The sequence below is a fragment of the Mucilaginibacter phenanthrenivorans genome (assembly GCF_024721155.1).
Taxonomy (GTDB): Bacteria; Bacteroidota; Bacteroidia; order Sphingobacteriales; family Sphingobacteriaceae; genus Mucilaginibacter; species Mucilaginibacter phenanthrenivorans.
In genome coordinates this window covers 23857-40840 of record NZ_JAHVAP010000015.1, presented here as the reverse complement: position 1 = coordinate 40840, position 16984 = coordinate 23857, and the positions used below count along the sequence as shown (strand labels likewise).

Here is a 16984-nt window from a genome sequence, read left to right as displayed (position 1 = left end):
ACCGAATTTAAAAAAAGAGGCTGCCAGGATTCCCCGGCAACCCCATATAATCAATCACCCAATTATCTTCCGGCGTTCTCCAAATTGTACAAAGCTGATGCTTTGGTTGCGGACAACACGTCGTTATAAATTCTAACCTGATCGGTACCACCTACGTTAAAGCTGGCCCATGGCTGTGAATCAGTACCGGATGTCTGGCTTGGTGTGGTCATGAATTGAACGCAACCAAATACCACCTTACCTACATTTGTAAATGTAAGCGGACCTGTTAAAGATCCTGCTGTACCCGAAGCCACTGAATTTCCGTTCACATAAAGTACGCACTTACCACCGTTTTCGTTGTATGACATAATGATGTTAACCCATTTGTTAAACATATTTGGCACATTATCAACAGAAAAGGTAAAGTCACCACCAGCCTGCGACATGTGGAACCTTAGTTTGCCATTGGTATTATCGCTGCCATTTTCAAAGAACATATCCATGTTACCCCAAAAATTCTTGGTATTGGCAAGGCTAAAAAAGCCGATAATGCCTGTGGATGGCGGTGGTGTATTAACCCAAACGCTTATGGTAAAACTATGCAGGTTAGCCAATGCTGTCGAAGCGTCACTCAGCACATAGCTATTCAGCGCACCTTGTAAACCTTTTCCTTTTGCTACCCCTGTGCCAAACGATGTTCCGGTTGAAACACCCACTGCTTTTGAAACACTATCGACAAGCGAATTGTTAAATGCCCAATAAGCCACCAGGCTTGCCGGATCAATATCCTTCGAGCTCGAATAGCCCCCGTATGATGGCAGTGGTTTTGTTGGAGCATAAGTGCTCGCATCAAACTTTTTCTGGCAAGAAGATATTGTGAAAACCATAACAATACCCGTAAGCATCGTTATAAATACATTTTTAATTGTTTTCATCTCTTTATATTTTTATAATATTTTTAATAGTTAGGATTTTGCACCAACGTTCCTGCACTTAAATCAATTTCGTTTTGCGGTAATGGCCAAACCTCATTTTTACCGGTTGTCCATCCCCTTGAACCAAATAATTCCTTGGCCCTTCCCTGGCGGATTACATCAAAATAACGATCGAACTCTAAAGCAAGCTCTACCCGTCTTTCGTTGTAGATGGCTAAACGCAACGCAGCCTGGTCAGTGGTGGTTACCTTTGGCAATACGTTGGCAGCTGGACTTGTACCTGTACGTGCACGTGCCCTAACCTGCTCTAACGGGATAAGCGCTGCTGCAGAATTACCCATTTCGTTGTTAGCTTCTGCATTCATCAATAATACGTCAGCATAGCGCAGGGCAATCTTATTTTGCTGGCAACCTTCGTTAAAGCCTGATACATAAAGACCGAATGGTACATATGATTTTTGGTTGTACATGGTGCTGTTACCTGTAGCAGGGATCACATCACCCTCTGGCGTAGTTTCGCCTCTGAAAATGATGGTAGCATCCTTACGCGGATCTCCTGATTCATAAGCAGCAACCAAACTGGCACTTGGCACATTAAAGCCCCAACCGCCGCCGGTTGAACCATCAACACCCTGTACCTGTGAGTATTGCGAATTTGATGCGTTAGGATTATTCGGGATCAGCGCACATTGAATTTCAAAAATAGATTCAGAGTTATTTTTGTTTTCAGTTCTGAACATTTTCTCATAGTTAGTAAACAAGGTGTAGCCCAAACCCATTACCTGGTTGGTGTAGTTCACCACATCGGCCCATTTCTTTTGATAAAGGGCCGCCTTTGCATGCAACGCTAAAGCTGCACCTTTGGTAACATGGCCAACATCGGCCGCAGCATATGATTGTGGCAGAACGCCTGCTGCATCGGTTAAATCCGTTTCAATAGCTGTCCATACCTGTGCCTTTGGCGTACGCGGAATATTGTATTCGCTGGCACTTTTTGGTACATGTAAACGCAATGGAACATCGCCAAACGCTCTTACCAACCTGAAATAGCACCAGGCACGTATAAATTTTGCTTCGGCAAGGTACCTTGATTTTAAGCTGGCATCCATGCTGATGGCGGGTACATTGTCAAGGATCTGGTTAGCAAAATTGATGGTTTTGTATTCACCACCCCAAAAGTCGGAGATTTGGCCCTCACCGGCGCTTGCACTAAAGTTGTGAAAGTCGTTCATGAACGCAGCATCGGCAGCGGTACTGCCTTTGTTTACATCGTCCGATCCCATACTTTCAACCGCAATAGGTGCGAATGCAATATTAGTCCATTCGTGCAGGTTTGCATACATGGCTGAAACAGCCTGGGTAGCATCTGACTGCGTTTTCCAGAATTGCGTAGCTGCCACATTACCCGCGGGGTTAACATCCAGGAAGGTTTTTTTACACCCCTGGAAAATCATAATAGCTGCAATAAAGCTTAGCCCCAATGCTTTTTGCAATAATTTTTTACTAATCTTCATCTTTATCTAAATTAAAAAGTAACGTTAACACCAAAATTATAGGTTGCATACAGCGGGTATACGCTGTCATCAATGCCAAGTGATCCTACGCCACCGCCAATTTCTGGCGTGAAACCTTTGTATCCAAAAATGTTAATGGCATTTTGGGCATTGGCATAAAATCTTATTTTTTGCACGCCATATTTCTTAAGCGAATTGCCTGGCAACGTATAGCCTAACTGTGCGTTACGCACCCTGAAGTAAGCGCCGCTCTCAACAAAGAATGAATTTGGCTTAGAGTTATCATTCGCACCTACAAAGGTTGACGGATAGGTATTTGAAGTACCTGCCCCGTGCCAGCGGTGATCATAAAAATCCTGGGTAAAGTTTTCATTGCCGAAACGGTAGCCAATGTTTGCGTTGTAAACATCAACACCGGCAACACCCTGCATGTCGATAGCCAAATCAAATTGCTTGTAAGTGAACGAGGTGTTAAAACCATAGTTCACCTTGGGATTCGGGTTGCCTAATACCACACGATCCTTGCTTGTAATTGAGCCGTCGTGGTCTGTATCCTGGTAAATAAAGTCACCTGGTTGTGCAGTGGTAGCTTTTTGAGCTGATGCAGCAACCTGTGCTTTGGTTTGGAATATGCCGGTAACTTTGTATCCGTAAAATTCACCAATTGGCTCTCCAACCACGGTACGTGTAGCCAGGTTACCGTTGGCAATGCCGTTCCCACCTGAATATATCGGGTTTTTACCGCTTTGTACGGTAAGTACCTTGTTAGCATTTACGCCTATATTACCGCTAATAGAATAAGAAAAATCCCTGTTTGGCGAATCCTTCCATGTTAATGAAAATTCAAAGCCCTTGTTTTGAATACTGGCCTGGTTACCTATAAGGCTTCCGCTATTGGTACCAATTGACGCAAGAACAGGTATGGCAAATATCGCATCTTCAGTTTTCCTGATGTAGTAATCCGCCTCAAAAGTCAGTTTATTATTTAAAAATCCGGCTTCAAGACCTGCATCGGTACCCTGTGCCTTTTCCCAAACTGTAACCGGCGGCACAATTGAATTTATGCTGGCGCCCTGTACAGGTACACCTCCGAAAATAGCAGTTAGGTATGGGTCGGCCGCTACCGTTTGTACCGATGGGTTTATCGGTACTACCGAGTTACCAACCTTACCAAAACTTCCGCGAAGTTTCAATACATCAATAAAGTGCTGACTCTTCATAAACGACTCATTGGTGACAACCCAACCCGCGCCTACCGAGGGGAACCAACCGTAGGGGTTTGGATAAAACTGTGAAGCTCCGTCATGACGGATAGAAGCGTTTAATAAATATTTGTCTGCAAACGAATAATTTACCCGGGCAAATTGTGATAGCGCGCGGTTATGGATCTGTGCACCGGCATCCCTTGCATATGAAACAGAATCGCCTGCCGGGAAGGAAGTGTACATGTTACCATTTTTTGCGTAGGGAACATTATCGGCACTTGCTGTACGCTGGTATGCACTGTTGTTCTGTGCACTATAGCCCACCAAAGCGGTTAATTTATGTTCCTTATACTTATAATCATAAGTAAGTGTATTTTCCCAGATCCAGTTACGATTTTCGGTATGAGCAAGATCTAAGCTCGTATTTTTACTATTCTGAGCTGCTGTTGCTGAATATATAGGCGTAAATCCGCGGGATTCTGCCTGGCCAATGTCGCCACCAAAACTGGTTTTAAACTTCAGGTTTTTCAGGATTGATAATTCTGCGTGTACATCGCCGGTTAAACGATGATTAACAGACCGCTGGTTATTAAAATCCAGTGTAGCTTCCGGGTTAAAGTTATTACCGTTACCTGTACCATAATCAGCAGGGTCACCGTACTTGCCATCAGCATAAAAAACAGGCAAGGTAGGCGAAGCTGAAAATAGCTGGTGGAAAATTCCGCCCGGAGGGTCATTCGATATGCTGTATAATCCATTTGCGCTGTAGCCAATTTTCAAAGCTTTAACTGGAGTAAAGTCGTTTGAAATGTGAAGCGTATAACGTTTGTAATTATTATTACGAACAAGGCCGTCCTGGTCTAAATAGCCAAATGACAATTCATAAGTTGTTTTTTCATTGCCACCGCTTATCGAAACCTGGTGGTTTGTCACAAATGCATTTCTTAAGATCTGGCCATACCAGTCAGTACCTTTTCCATAACTTGCCGGATTAGCAAACAATGGCGGTTTTGCATCAGCCGGATCGCCAATATTGTTATTGTAAACAACCAGCTCATTAATAGCAGTAGCGTATTCAGTAGCGTTTGCCATTTTCACCTGGTTGGTAACTGACTGCCAGCCTGCGTAGCCATTGTAGTTAATCACAGTCCTGCCCTTCACACCATGTTTGGTGGTTATTAATACTACGCCGTTTGCGGCACGAATACCGTAGATAGCGGTGCTTGATGCATCCTTTAATACAGTAACATTCTCGATGTCGTTATTATTTAAAAAGCTGATATCGCTGTACCAAACCCCATCAACAACAAACAGCGGGCTCACGTTACCGTATACGGTGCCTAAACCACGGATGCTGATCTGCGGGCTTGAACCCGGCGAACCACTGTTGATAATGTTAACGCCGGGAACTTTGCCCTGCAATGCGCTCAACGGATTGGTTGACGCCTGCTTTGCAATTTCGGTGCCTTTAACTGCAACAGTCGAACCTGTGTTGTCAATTTTGCGCTGAACACCGTAACCGATAACAACTACCTGGTCGAGCTGACTGGCTGATGCAAGCATCTTAATGTTAAGTAAGGCTTGTCCATTTACCGGAACTGACTGGGTGGTATACCCGATGTATGTAAATGTTAATACAGCGCCTGCGGGAGCTGTAAGTGTGTAGGTTCCGTTTACGTCGGTTTGAGTACCGGATGTTGTTCCTTTTATTGATACGCTGACACCTATAAGTGTTTCGCCTGTAGTTGCATCAGTTACTGTACCTTTTACAGCGGTTTGTGCAAATGCAGCATTAATAAAAAGAAAACAAAATAGTACTAACCCTGAGATTGTAAAAATTCTCTTCATAGTGGTTAATTGAAATTTTAAGAAAAATTGGTTTAAAAAAAATTGGTCTTTTTTGCAGTTCGAAGTTGGTGAGATAATACAATTATAACAAATTATATAACTCTACATTATTACATCACTCCCATTTCCACTTGCTCACCGAAATGATTTTAATTTTATAAACACCTATTAATAAGATAATTACGCGGACATAATGTAACACAAACATACTACATTAGCATGTAACAAGGTACTACATTTAAAAACAGGTATGAGAGGTAATGATGTAGTGTTAAAGCTCAATGAGAAACTCAACCAGGTTTTTATCATGTTCCAGGTTAAGCTTTTTACGCAGCCGGTAACGGCGGATTTCGACCCCGCGGAGAGAAATATTCAGCAACGAGGCCATTTCCTTACTGCTCATATTCATCCTTAAATAGGCACAAAGTTTAAGGTCGTTGGGTACCAGGTCAGGGTGGCCCGACTTTAATTTTTTGAAGAAGTTTTCATGAGCCTCGTTAAAGCTGCTTTCAAATATGTTCCAGTCGCGCTCGTCGCTCATGCCCTCGTCAATTACCTTCTGAATGCGGCGCAGCTGCTCCTCTGCCAGTTGCTTTCCGCTACTGTCCTTCAGGTGGGTCATTTCCTCGCTTATTTTTTGCAGCAGCTCGTTCTTATAAACAATGTTCATAGCCGAGTTGGCCAACTCGCGGCTTTTGCTGGCAAGGTCAGCCTGTAGCTGCTCGTTCTTTATCTTTACAATTTCCTGCTCGTTTATAATGGCCTCCTGCTTCAAAAACTCCTCCTTCTCCTTCTGCAGCTTTTCGTGGATATGGTGCTGATGCCTTTTTAGCTTTAACCTGTAATACCGGGTTGCCAAAACATAAGCAAGCACAACAACCAGCACATAAAACAACATGGCTATTTTACTTGCATACCATGGTGATAGTACGGTAAAGGTAAGCGTAGTTACCGGCGACACGTTTTCCTCGTTTATTTTTGCCCTTATCTTAAAACTATAGGCTCCCTGGTTAAGGTTGGTAAATTCCTTTTGCGTTTGCGTGGTCCAGTCGCTCCATTGCCTGGAGTAGCCGTCAAGATAATACTGAAACCGTACCTTTTCCTGCCGGTAAAATGGCAGCGAATACGAAATCCGGATGTTGTTTTGGGCGTACGGAATCTCGATATCATTTTGATTGCCGTTATCGGTTATTGGAGTTATACGATCTGTTATATTTTCAATTCTCCTTACCAGCACCTTTGGTAATTTGATCCTGGTTTGCTGCAGGGCGTCCTCATCGTTCAAAATCACAAAACCATCGTCTACACTTATCAGGTATATAGAGCTGTTTATGCGACTGATGTTCTCATAGTCCTTAACCATCCGGCCGTCGAGGATATTAAACCGGTTGGAATCGATGCTCATTCGCCCGGGCACCGACAAATCTGCCAGTGCCACCCTGCCATGATTAATAAACCAGTATCTTTTTCCAAGCGCCGGTATTATTTTGTTTGATGACGAAAAGCTGCCCAGCATTTTATTAAGCTGCTGATATTTTGAAAACCGGTCGCTGATGTCATCATAAACATAAAATCCGGAATCGGAAGAAAAGACGATTCGATTATCAAGATTAAATACGTTGATGTTATAGCTCCCCGGCAAGCCTGAACGCTTGTCGTAATATTTTACGGCGGCGGCGGCCTTCATATTGCCAGTTAGTGTTACACGATAAATCCCCTTATAGGCGTGGCTCACCCAGATCTGCCCCTTGATATCCGGCTCCACATAGCGCGACGGCTCACCAAAGCCTTCCAGTTTGTGATCGAACAGCCAGTTACCAGCATTATCCTTTTTATAAAACACCAGGCCTGTATAGGTTCCCTGGATCAGTTGACTGGTATTCAGCTTCTTTATGGTCCAGCCACCGCTGATGCCCGTAATCCGGGAGATAGTACTCCCGTTTACCTGGAATGTGCCTGTGTTATGTCCGCAAAGCAATTTACCATCCTGCAGGGAAAGCTCCCAAACCTGCCCCTGTGAGCCGGGGATCAATTGAAAATCGAACGACTGGAACAGCCGCTTGTTGCCATTCTCTACCCAATCGCTGTAAAACAATCCCTGGTTGGTGCCGAGATAGATCTTGTTGTTATAGATAATGCTTGAATAAACTGTGCCGAAGCGGCCGCTCTTATCGAAATAAAAATAAAGGGGCGAATTCACCTCAATACGGTCGATGCCGTTATCCAGACCCGCCCACAGGTTTTGTTCGCTATCGATAAACAGGCTTAGCACGGTATTATTTTGCAACCCGCTCGACTTGTTGATGTGCTGTACCACGTTGCCGGCTGTATCAATTATAATAACACCATTTAAAATGGTGCCGTAGGCAATGTACTTACCTAACAGCGACACGCCGTTGTTAAGTTGAAAGGTTTTTAAAAAGTCGTTAGCGCTGTTGGCCCATTCGGTAATTTGTTTACCATCGTACATAAACAAACCATTACGCGCAGTGCCGATCAGGAATTTATTGCCCGGCATTGGAAGTATGGATAAAACACCGCTGTTGCCCATTTTATCGCTGCCTGCTATATACTCAAGCTTGCTTCCGATGAGTTCAAAAAGCCCCTTATTTACTTCCTCGATAAAGTAGCGGTTATTTGTTTTATAAAGAAATAGAAACGGGTTGACTCCTTTAACAACATCTATCCGGCCATTGCTGTAAATATAAATAGAGCCAAACGACTGGAAGATAACCCTGCCGTTATCTACATAAATTTTCCAGATCTCTTCGTTTATGGGCTGATATTTTTTAGGGACAAGCTGTGTAAGAGAGTGATATTTAAGTGAGCCATTTTTATTGTTTTCCCAGTAACCGAACTCACCAAAGCCGCCTGAATAGATCTTACCCCTTCCATCCGCAGCTACTGAGCGAACGATAAGGCCGTTGGGCATGGGATACGATTGCCAGTATTTACCATCGAACGTTAACAGGCCCTCGGAGTTACCAAAGTACATAATGCCATGCTCGTCACGGGTTATAGACCAGTTTTGATTTCCTGACTGGTATAAAGCCTTGGTATAATTTTGCACATAAGGCACGCCGATGCTTTTGATATCGGCAGCATGGATGCATGCGATAAATATAAATAAGGAAAAAAATAATAGTAGCGCTTTACGCATAGGATTATATGAAACAACGGCAAATTAGCCAAGCGTCATTGCGAGGAACGAAGCAAACCCTACACATGCAAATCAAGGACTAGCAAGCCATGTAGCTGCCAAACCGCCGGCTTTAGTATCGCCAAAACATTTGGGTAATTGATTTGTCCTAAGCAGAGTTTGCTTCGTTCCTCGCAATGACGATGTGAAGATAGAAAATTAACACAAATTATTCAGCCAACTGAACCTTTGTCTTCTTTGCGGTGTTAACCGGTTGCGGGATCTTTACATAATAACCGGTACCATCGTAAACCCGTTTGCGCGGATGCTCTTTGCAGGCATCGCTGCAGCAGCCTTCCATTTTTTCGCCGCATTCATCGCATTGGGTAAAATGTTCATTGCATTCCGGGTTGGCGCAATTGATCATTTTCGGCGTGGTTTTGCTGCAGTTTAAACACGTTGAGATCACCACCGGGTTCACGCTGTTTACATCGACAGAAAGGCGGTTATCAAACACATAGCATTTGCCTTCAAAGTCCTCCCCTCCTGCTTCCTTGCCGTATTTTATAATGCCGCCATGCAGCTGGTATACATCGTTAAAGCCTTCGTGTAATAACAGCGCCGATGCCTTTTCGCATTTGATGCCGCCAGTGCAATAGGTGATCACCTTTTTATCCTTGTATTGGGCCAGCTCGTTGATCATCGCCGGAAAATCGCGAAAATTCTCAATATCCAGCGTGATGGCGTTTTTGAATTTGCCCAGGTTATGCTCGTAGTTTGAACGAACGTCCAATATCACCACATCTTCGGCATCCTTCATCGCAAGGAATTCCTTTGGCTCCAAGTGCTTGCCGGTTTTTTGTTGCGGATTGATGATATTCGGGTCGCGCAGGCCTGAATGCACAATTTCGGATTTATAGCGCACGTGCATTTTTACAAACGAGGGCGTATCTACCTCATCCACCTTAAAATCGATATTTGCAAAGCGCGGATCGGCATGCAGGGTATCCATGTAGATTTTACAGGATTCAGGCGAACCTGAAACAGTGCCGTTCAATCCTTCTTCGGCCACTATTATGCGACCAGCCAAATCCAGGCTTTTACAGAATTTTAAATGATCAGCGGCAAATTGCTCCGCATCGGCTATTGTTGAATAACAATAGTACAGTAGTGTGTTGTATTTTCCCATAACATTCATTGATACCGCTGCAAACGGTGTTAAATGAGGTGCAAATGTAAAAAAAAGAGCTGAAAGCTGAAAGGATAAAGCTTAAAGCCTGCATTAGTTAAAAGCTTTTAGCTTTCGGCTTTAAGCTTTCACCTCAAATGCCTAATTTTGCACCCTATAATAACTGACTCATTATGTACAACACACTACAGCCGGTACTGCAACAGGAGCTCGCCGATATTGAAAATGCCGGTTTATATAAACGCGAGCGGATCATTACTTCGCCGCAGGGTGCGGATATCACCGTGCAGGGCGGTAAAGAGGTTATAAACTTTTGTGCCAATAACTATTTAGGTTTATCAAACAACCCAAAGGTTATCGCGGCAGCAAAAGAGGCCATGGATACGCATGGTTATGGTTTATCGTCCGTGCGCTTTATTTGCGGCACGCAGGACATACACAAAACCTTAGAGAAAAAGATCGCTGAGTTTTTAGGAACCGAGGATACCATATTATATGCCGCTGCATTTGATGCCAACGGTGGTGTGTTTGAACCTTTATTTAATGATCAGGATGCAATTATATCTGACGAGCTGAACCATGCATCAATTATCGACGGCGTGCGTTTGTGCAAGGCTCAGCGCCAGCGTTACAAGCACGACGATATAGCCGACCTGGAGGAGAAATTAAAGATCACTGCGGGCTGCCGTCACCGGATCATTGTTACCGATGGCGCGTTCAGTATGGACGGCACCATTGCACAGCTTGATAAAATTTGCGCATTAGCCGAGCAATACAACGCTTTGGTGATGATAGATGAGAGCCATTGCTCCGGCTTTATGGGTAAAACCGGCAGGGGTACGCATGAGCATAAGGGTGTAATGGGTAAGATAGATATTATCACCGGTACCCTTGGTAAGGCATTGGGCGGTGCGTCGGGTGGATTTACAAGTGGTCGTAAAGAGATTATTGATATGCTGCGCCAGCGTTCGCGGCCATATTTGTTTTCAAATACATTGGCGCCATCAATCACCGGCGCTTCAATAGCCGTGCTTGACATGCTAAGCGAAACCACCGACCTGCGCGATAAGCTGGAAAGCAATACCCAATACTTCCGCCAAAAAATGACCGAAGCTGGTTTTGATATCAAGCCGGGTGTACACCCTATTGTTCCGGTTATGCTGTATGAAGCTAAGCTTGCACAGGAATTTGCCGCCAAGATGTTGGATGAGGGTATTTATGTGATCGGTTTTTACTACCCGGTAGTTCCGCAGGGCAAGGCAAGGATCAGGGTACAGATCTCTGCAGCGCATGAACCTGAGCATTTGGATAAAGCTATTGCAGCGTTTACCAAAGTTGGGAAAGAATTGGGAGTGATAAAATAACGCTCTTGTCATTGCGAGGAGGAACGACGAAGCAATCTCCTCACCGTGGAATGGCGCCAGTGCATGGCGACGAGGTTGCCGCGCTCTCGCTCGCAATGACATAATTATTAAATTTTTCGTAAATTGTCAGCTTATATAATTTTATGAAAAAGCGACTAACACTGACTTTACCTGTAGAAACCATTAAATATATAAAAGCGCAGGCCAAAGCGCAAAAAATAACAGCTTCGCAATTTGTAGAAAATATCTTTGAAGAAATTATCGCAAAAGAACAAGAAGCAGAACGCAAATTAAAGAAAGTATCATAATGCAAGCCCAAATAGATCAATATACAGCCGAGATCAACGCCTTTTCACCAGCAAATGCAGATGAACTGGAAGCGTTCCGGATAAAATTTTTAGGCACCAAGGGTATTATTAAGGACCTGTTTGAGCAATTTAAAACTGTTGGCCCTGAAGAGAAACGAACCTTCGGCAAAGTGCTTAACCAGTTCAAACAACTGGCCGAAGCAAAATATACAGAATTAAAAGAATCAACCGACTCCGGACTTAAGACTCAAGACTTAGGACTTGACCTCACCCTTCCCGGTGATGGCTTTGCCGTTGGCTCACGTCACCCTTTGTCGTTAATCCGTACCGAGATCATCGATATATTTAAACGACTGGGCTTTGTTGTGGCTGAAGGGCCGGAGATTGAGGACGACTGGCATAACTTCTCGGCATTGAATTTCCCTGAGGAACACCCGGCAAGGGATATGCAGGATACCTTCTTTATCAAGAAAAACCATGGTAAGGACGATATTGCTCTGCGTACGCATACCTCATCCGTGCAGGTTAGGATGATGGAGAATGGCAAACCACCGTTCCGCGCTATTATGCCGGGCAGGGTTTACCGTAATGAGGCTATTTCTGCACGTGCACATTGCTTTTTTCACCAGGTGGAAGGTTTATATATAGACGAGAATGTTTCGTTCTCCGACTTAAAACAAACGCTTTACCACTTTGTGCAGGAGCTTTACGGCGATGGTACCAAGGTGCGATTTCGCCCCTCCTACTTCCCGTTCACCGAGCCATCTGCTGAGATGGATATTTCATGCACCATTTGCGGCGGCTCGGGCTGTAACATGTGTAAATACACCGGCTGGGTGGAAATTTTAGGCTGTGGCATGGTTGATCCGAACGTTTTGGAGAACTGCGGCATCGACAGCGCCAAATTTACCGGCTTTGCTTTTGGGATGGGAATAGAAAGAATTGCGAACTTAAAATATGTGATACGTGATTTGCGTTTATTCTCTGAAAACGATGTTCGTTTTCTAAAGCAATTCCAGTCGGATATTATATGAAGAAACTATTACTGCTTGCCATTATCCCCCTAGCATTTATTTCATGCGGTAAAAGCGGGAATGTAGTTCCAAGTGTTCCTGTAAATTTCAGCGCGTCTATCACTGACCCGCGCATGGCTGCGCTTAATGCGCGTGGCGGGTTTGTGTTAGTCGGCGGTGGTGTGGCGGGCTTAATTATATACCGTGAGCCCGATGGTACCTATGCCTCTTATGATCGTTGCAGCACCGTTAACCCAGCGCAACACAATGCGGTAAACGTTGATCCTTCAGGCTTTACCGCTACTGATCCTGTAAGCGGCGCCATGTTTTCCATGAGCGATGGATCGCCTGTAAAGGCGCCTGCAACCAAATCGTTACGGTCATATTATGTACAAGTAAGTCAGAACGAGATTTACGTATCAAATTAATAATAGTGTAATTTCAAAAGTCTTGGGAAGCAGATTACTCAAATCACATGCTTCAAATGTCAGTAATTTTGAGATATTTGTATCTAATTGATACATGGAAGCCGATAAAATAAAAGAAAGCATTAAGCGGGCAGCGCAAGACCTGTTCCGGAAATTCGGTTATCATAAAACCAGCGTAAACGAAATTGCCAAGCGGGCCAAAATTGCCAAGGCCACTATTTACAAATATTTTGAAAGCAAGGAGGATGTTTTACACTCCCTGCTCATGGACTATATCAAAGTTTCTGTCGATGAGCTGATCCACAGCAATACGCCCGAAATGGATGAGGAGGCCCATCTAAATATCCTCATCATGAAAACCTGCCGCCTCAGCTACACCGTGTGTAACGAGTTCATCGGCTGGGATTTTATCCGCGAATCAACAAACTCCCAGGACTTTCTGAAAAACCTCTCCAACGAGCTGGAGGAAATGCTGGTGAGTGCATTCTCCCAACTCACCGATCTGCGTCGGCAGGAAAATTACCTGCAACGCCTGCGCTTTTTAATCAAGTGCAGCAAAAGTATCGTTTTCAGCTTTGCCTTTACCTCGGTAAGCGACAGTGACGTACGGAAGAATTTTGTTTCTTTCCAGAAGGAGATCCTGCCTTATTTGGTTAAAGCGGCGATAACAATTTGAGGAATTTCGGAAGTCGGATGTTCGATTTCGGAATTTTTTAATTTTGTCTGAATCAGAATTTACAGAATTTTTAAATTTTCAAAATAACGCGGATAAGATTCTGTTAATTCTTTAATTCTGCAAATTCTGATTCAGATGAAGGAAATACTTAAAAATACATCAACCTTGTCGGCTTATCCAATTCAGCATATGTAAAAACGTCATACACAAGCCTTGAAAGCAGTATCTTAATTTCACCGGCATCTTTAAAATCTCCCATGTCATATTTGTAGACCAGCCTATTACCGACATCGTTCAACATGAAACCCAATCCTTTGAATAAATTCAAAGGATTGTCCTCTTCGTCGTCATCACCAAAAAAATAGTCAACGTTGAACACTGATTTTACGGTGACAGAAATATCTATTACCTCTTCCTCTACTGATTCAAAAGTTATAGCCAAATTACCCTCTTTGTTAAGGTAAAGGGTAAAACCCTTATAAATACCCGCCCAAACACTAAACAATGCGTCATCTATTTTTTGATCATCATAGATTGGAACACTTTTTTGATCTTTTAGTCCTTGCAACTTGCGTTTATCTTCTTCCAGCAACTCTAGATAATAATCGACAATTCCAGTGTTCGCGTCCAGTTTGATGTGTTTTTCATGAATCATGATCATACGTTCTAAATTCCTCTTTTCCTCATACAATGGATCTTTCATCTTATGAAGCACATTTAATTTTTGATTCAATTTAAAAAGTGCGCGCGAATTATGATGGGCTATTTGGTAATCCCATTCTTCAATGTTCTCCTTGATACAGGCTTTTATTACTTTAGCTTCCGTTTCCAATAATTCAATAAGTTCATCCAGATCAGATTTCATAGCTATAAATCTAGCAAAGACTTACGAAGTTTTTAAAACTTCGTAAGTCTTAAGTTCTAGAAATAAAATAAAATTTGCACAATCAAATAATTATTATTTACTTTGAATAACAAAGTGCTTTCAAGTGGAAGAAAACGAAATTCAAAACGAGCTGGCGTCCATCCGCAGCCTGATGGAGCGATCCTCAAAATTCATTTCCCTCAGCGGATTGTCAGGCATACTGGCGGGGATCTACGCACTGATTGCGGCAGGCCTTGCCTACAGCATAGTTTACAGCGGAAGCTCCAGGATCTACACGTCGCTAAACCTGCATACGGACCCGGTGCCTTTGTATGACCTGATCGCAATTGCATCGCTTACCTTGTTGCTTTCGGTGATCACCGGGGTAATATTGACCACAAAAAAGGCAAAGCGGAAAGGTCAACCGGTTTGGGGTAAAACCAGCCGGGCTTTGTTGTTTCACATGGCTACGCCGCTGGTTACCGGTGGCATTGTTATCCTCATCTTTATTTTCAGGGGATATTATGGCATTGTGGGGCCAACCTCACTTATTTTCTACGGGCTCTCGCTGGTTGGCGCAAGCAATTTCACCTTTACCATGGTAAAATACCTTGGCTTGTGCGAAATTATTTTGGGCTTAATTGCCGCTTGCCTGCCCGGATATGGTTTACTATTTTGGGCCATTGGTTTTGGTGTGCTGCATATTGTGTATGGCAGCCTGATGTACTTAAAATACGATAGGTGAAAGTCCCCTTTGAAAAATTAGATAAGGCGTTTGAAAACCGCCTGAGGTTACAGATCATGAGCGTGCTGGTGGTAAATGACCGCTATGACTTCAATTCGCTTAAGGAACTGCTGGACACTACCGACGGTAACCTGGCCTCGCACCTTAAGGCGCTGGAGAAGGAGGAATACATCATTGTACACAAATCATTTTTGGGCCGCAAGCCTAATACCACTTATGAAGCTACAGAAAATGGAAGGAAGGCATTCAAGCAGCACCTGGATGCTTTGGAGCAATTAATTAAACAACAGAAGAAGAGCTAATTTTTTTACCCAATAACTTTGAAATACAAAGTACTTTTAATAAAATCACAATGGAACAAATTGAAGAAAAAAAGGGATTCATGCACTGGCTAAAAGAATCCGTCACTGTTAAACTCGCATTTATTGGCATTCTGACCGTGGTGCTGCTGATCCCCTCGTCGCTGGTTGAAAGCCTGATCAATGAACGCGCTTCCCGGCAGGACGTCATGATGCAAGACGTGGCGGACAAATGGTCGGGCAGCCAGGAGATAAAGGGGCCGGTATTGGTCATCCCCTACAAAAAACATGTTAAATATGTTAACGACAAACAACAGGATGCCGAAAAGGACGTGATTGAAAACCTGTACGTCCTGCCGGATAACCTGCATATTAAAGCGGATTTGAAAACACAGATCCTGCACCGTGGTATTTTTAACGTGGCGGTGTATAATACGATAGTAAAGGTATCCGGAAATTTTACGCAGGCCGACCTCAACAAGCTTAATTTACAGCCCAATCAATTGATCCCCGAAAAAGCACGGGTGGCATTCAGTATTTCGGATTTAAAGGGACTGAAAACCAACCCTATCATAAACGCGGCAGATCAATCGGGCCAGGCTGAACCTATCTTTGACGAACAATCACCATTTGTTACGGGTCTGCAAGCAAACATCAATTTATCAGCCGTAAAGCCCGGCGAGATCCCGTTTGATTTTTCACTGGATTTGAAGGGCAGCCAGGAGTTAAGCTTTTTACCCCTGGGTAAAACAACTGATGTGGAAGCAAAAGGCGATTGGGCCAGCCCAAGCTTTGATGGTCGCTATTTACCCGATACCCGCAATGTGGACAGCAAGGGATTTTTGGCAAAATGGAAAATGCTGTATTACAACCGGCCCTATCCGCAGCAATGGTTAGGAAATGACACCCTGCTCAGCAATGAAAAGAAGGAAGCTGATGTATCATTCGGTGTAAAACTGCTGCTCCCGGTCGACCAGTATCAAAAAACAACGCGTACCAGCAAGTATTCTTTATTGATCATTATGCTCACTTTTATCTCGCTGTTCCTAACGGAGATCATCCGCAAGCAAAAGATCCATCCTTTTAACTACCTGCTGATAGGCGCAGCCATGATCATTTACTATTCGCTGCTGCTATCGTTTTCCGAACAGATCGGCTTTAACCCGGCTTACCTGCTGGCCTCTGTAGCAACTGTAGTTTTGATCACTACGTTTATCGGATCCTTGCTTAAGAACAGGAATGCCGCGCTGCTTTTCGGTTTTATCCTGTCGGTTTTCTACACGTTCATATTCGTGATTATCCAGCTGGAAGATTTTGCGCTGATGATGGGCAGCGTGGCCTTATTTATCATTATCGGGATGTTGATGTATTTTTCAAGAAGGATCAATTGGGATAAACAATAAACAGCTACCTAAACCCCAACTCCTCTCCTGTTTGGAGAGGGGTTTAAATTCAATCCGAAAACACTCCAACA

Annotated in this window: 14 protein-coding genes; 8 read left to right on the top strand and 6 right to left on the bottom strand. The window is 43.7% G+C overall.

What is annotated here, in order from left to right:
* Positions 1 to 62 precede the first annotated feature (62 nt).
* The 5 genes from KXD93_RS26795 to trhO form a co-directional block, all read right to left on the bottom strand.
* Positions 63 to 917, bottom strand: a complete 855-nt coding sequence (locus KXD93_RS26795; RefSeq protein WP_258140611.1) for a LamG-like jellyroll fold domain-containing protein — start codon at positions 915 to 917, stop codon at positions 63 to 65.
* Positions 918 to 940: 23 nt separating this feature from the next.
* A complete protein-coding gene (locus tag KXD93_RS26790; protein WP_258140610.1) occupies positions 941 to 2431 on the bottom strand; it encodes a RagB/SusD family nutrient uptake outer membrane protein in 1491 nt (496 codons plus the stop codon).
* Between the two features lie 11 nt (positions 2432 to 2442).
* Positions 2443 to 5484: a SusC/RagA family TonB-linked outer membrane protein gene (locus KXD93_RS26785; RefSeq protein WP_258140609.1), complete on the bottom strand. Its 3042-nt coding sequence runs from the start codon at positions 5482 to 5484 to the stop codon at positions 2443 to 2445.
* 271 nt (positions 5485 to 5755) lie between these two features.
* A complete protein-coding gene (locus KXD93_RS26780; RefSeq protein ID WP_258140608.1) occupies positions 5756 to 8644 on the bottom strand; it encodes a triple tyrosine motif-containing protein in 2889 nt (962 codons plus the stop codon).
* 208 nt (positions 8645 to 8852) lie between these two features.
* Positions 8853 to 9812 (bottom strand): oxygen-dependent tRNA uridine(34) hydroxylase TrhO, encoded by a 960-nt coding sequence (trhO, locus tag KXD93_RS26775; RefSeq protein ID WP_258140607.1) that lies wholly within the window; start codon positions 9810 to 9812, stop codon positions 8853 to 8855.
* Between the two features lie 173 nt (positions 9813 to 9985).
* Between trhO and kbl the strand changes: the two genes are divergently transcribed.
* The 5 genes from kbl (at position 9986) to KXD93_RS26750 (ending at position 13601) form a co-directional block, all read left to right on the top strand.
* On the top strand, positions 9986 to 11176 hold the full coding sequence (gene kbl / locus KXD93_RS26770; RefSeq protein ID WP_258140606.1) for a glycine C-acetyltransferase: 1191 nt from the start codon (positions 9986 to 9988) through the stop codon (positions 11174 to 11176).
* A gap of 143 nt (positions 11177 to 11319) precedes the next feature.
* On the top strand, positions 11320 to 11484 hold the full coding sequence (locus KXD93_RS26765) for a DUF6364 family protein (RefSeq protein WP_258140605.1): 165 nt from the start codon (positions 11320 to 11322) through the stop codon (positions 11482 to 11484).
* On the top strand, positions 11484 to 12518 hold the full coding sequence (gene pheS, locus KXD93_RS26760) for a phenylalanine--tRNA ligase subunit alpha (RefSeq protein ID WP_258140604.1): 1035 nt from the start codon (positions 11484 to 11486) through the stop codon (positions 12516 to 12518). The genes KXD93_RS26765 and pheS overlap by 1 nt, the downstream gene beginning before the upstream one ends.
* The gene (locus KXD93_RS26755; RefSeq protein ID WP_258140603.1) at positions 12515 to 12925 is read left to right on the top strand and encodes a Rieske (2Fe-2S) protein; all 411 of its coding nucleotides are present in this window, start codon (positions 12515 to 12517) and stop codon (positions 12923 to 12925) included. Before pheS ends, KXD93_RS26755 begins: the two co-directional genes overlap by 4 nt.
* 94 nt (positions 12926 to 13019) lie before the next feature.
* Positions 13020 to 13601, top strand: a complete 582-nt coding sequence (locus KXD93_RS26750) for a TetR/AcrR family transcriptional regulator (protein ID WP_258140602.1) — start codon at positions 13020 to 13022, stop codon at positions 13599 to 13601.
* A 148-nt stretch (positions 13602 to 13749) separates the two neighbouring features.
* Here KXD93_RS26750 and KXD93_RS26745 read toward each other — a convergent pair whose 3' ends face one another.
* Positions 13750 to 14466, bottom strand: a complete 717-nt coding sequence (locus KXD93_RS26745) for a hypothetical protein (protein WP_258140601.1) — start codon at positions 14464 to 14466, stop codon at positions 13750 to 13752.
* Positions 14467 to 14590: 124 nt separating this feature from the next.
* On the opposite strand from KXD93_RS26745, the gene KXD93_RS26740 reads away from it, so the two are divergent.
* From KXD93_RS26740 to creD, 3 genes are read left to right on the top strand one after another with little or no spacing between them, the layout of a single operon-like run.
* A complete protein-coding gene (locus KXD93_RS26740) occupies positions 14591 to 15211 on the top strand; it encodes a hypothetical protein (RefSeq protein WP_258140600.1) in 621 nt (206 codons plus the stop codon).
* Positions 15208 to 15513, top strand: coding sequence for a winged helix-turn-helix domain-containing protein (locus KXD93_RS26735; RefSeq protein WP_258140599.1), 306 nt, complete (start codon positions 15208 to 15210; stop codon positions 15511 to 15513). The genes KXD93_RS26740 and KXD93_RS26735 overlap by 4 nt, the downstream gene beginning before the upstream one ends.
* A 50-nt stretch (positions 15514 to 15563) precedes the next feature.
* The gene (gene creD / locus KXD93_RS26730; RefSeq protein ID WP_258140598.1) at positions 15564 to 16913 is read left to right on the top strand and encodes a cell envelope integrity protein CreD; all 1350 of its coding nucleotides are present in this window, start codon (positions 15564 to 15566) and stop codon (positions 16911 to 16913) included.
* Positions 16914 to 16984: the final 71 nt, after the last annotated feature.

What these genes read in the sequence shown, in the direction of transcription:
- KXD93_RS26765 (WP_258140605.1), top strand. Translation starts at nt 11,320, where the DNA reads ATGAAAAAGCGACTAACACTGACTTTACCTGTAGAAACCATTAAATAT.
- KXD93_RS26795 (WP_258140611.1), bottom strand. Translation starts at nt 917, where the DNA reads ATGAAAACAATTAAAAATGTATTTATAACGATGCTTACGGGTATTGTT.
- trhO (WP_258140607.1), bottom strand. Translation starts at nt 9,812, where the DNA reads ATGGGAAAATACAACACACTACTGTACTATTGTTATTCAACAATAGCC.
- KXD93_RS26790 (WP_258140610.1), bottom strand. Translation starts at nt 2,431, where the DNA reads ATGAAGATTAGTAAAAAATTATTGCAAAAAGCATTGGGGCTAAGCTTT.
- creD (WP_258140598.1), top strand. Translation starts at nt 15,564, where the DNA reads ATGGAACAAATTGAAGAAAAAAAGGGATTCATGCACTGGCTAAAAGAA.
- pheS (WP_258140604.1), top strand. Translation starts at nt 11,484, where the DNA reads ATGCAAGCCCAAATAGATCAATATACAGCCGAGATCAACGCCTTTTCA.
- KXD93_RS26745 (WP_258140601.1), bottom strand. Translation starts at nt 14,466, where the DNA reads ATGAAATCTGATCTGGATGAACTTATTGAATTATTGGAAACGGAAGCT.
- KXD93_RS26755 (WP_258140603.1), top strand. Translation starts at nt 12,515, where the DNA reads ATGAAGAAACTATTACTGCTTGCCATTATCCCCCTAGCATTTATTTCA.
- KXD93_RS26780 (WP_258140608.1), bottom strand. Translation starts at nt 8,644, where the DNA reads ATGCGTAAAGCGCTACTATTATTTTTTTCCTTATTTATATTTATCGCA.
- kbl (WP_258140606.1), top strand. Translation starts at nt 9,986, where the DNA reads ATGTACAACACACTACAGCCGGTACTGCAACAGGAGCTCGCCGATATT.
- KXD93_RS26750 (WP_258140602.1), top strand. Translation starts at nt 13,020, where the DNA reads ATGGAAGCCGATAAAATAAAAGAAAGCATTAAGCGGGCAGCGCAAGAC.
- KXD93_RS26785 (WP_258140609.1), bottom strand. Translation starts at nt 5,484, where the DNA reads ATGAAGAGAATTTTTACAATCTCAGGGTTAGTACTATTTTGTTTTCTT.